We start from the raw sequence: 524 nt of genomic DNA, 5'->3' as shown, positions 1-524 counted from the left end.
CTCCCCCCTCCGCCCCTGCGGGGCCTTCCAGGGGAAATCGCAGTGCGATTTCTGATCCCTCGAAGCCCCACACGCGGGGGAGGCCGAGCGTGCTGACTTCCTTTTGGAAAACGTCAGCCAAGTTCGGCGCGATGTGGCTTTCCCAGACGGGATCGTCCCAGCTCGGCTTTACGGCGGCGGGTTTCCTGTAGGCACGCCCATGATCGCCGGCCTGGACGATATAAACGTGGCCCCATTTGCTGACCGAGATCAGCAGGGTACGGAGTTCACCATCCTGACGTTTGAAGATCCAGCGCAGCTGCAGCCAGAGGTATGGCCAGAAGACTGGCAATACGTGGGCATACAGGCGGGCGATCTCAGGCGACATGCCTTGCAGTATACGTCCGCCTGCGGAGGGGGTGGGGAAATAAAGTTTTTCCCGCGTGTCTGCTGCAGGTTTGAGCGGAATTTTGTTGGATAGGGCGGAAGGCCCTCACCTCCCACGCCCTGCGGGCGCGGGAGGTGAGGGCTGCGGCGTTGGAGTT

At 61.8% G+C, this 524-nt stretch carries 1 protein-coding gene; it reads right to left on the bottom strand.

Annotation, left to right across the window (positions count from 1 at the left end; genetic code table 11):
* On the bottom strand, positions 1 to 367 hold a 367-nt coding region (locus tag HPO_RS19420; protein WP_035602953.1), incomplete at its 3' end, for a hypothetical protein.
* Between the last annotated feature and the right edge of the window lie 157 nt (positions 368 to 524).

The organism is Hyphomonas polymorpha PS728 (assembly GCF_000685315.1).
GTDB classification, from domain to species: domain Bacteria; phylum Pseudomonadota; class Alphaproteobacteria; order Caulobacterales; family Hyphomonadaceae; genus Hyphomonas; species Hyphomonas polymorpha.
Note: the sequence above shows the minus strand (reverse complement) of the source record. Positions and strands in the feature narration are given on the sequence as shown.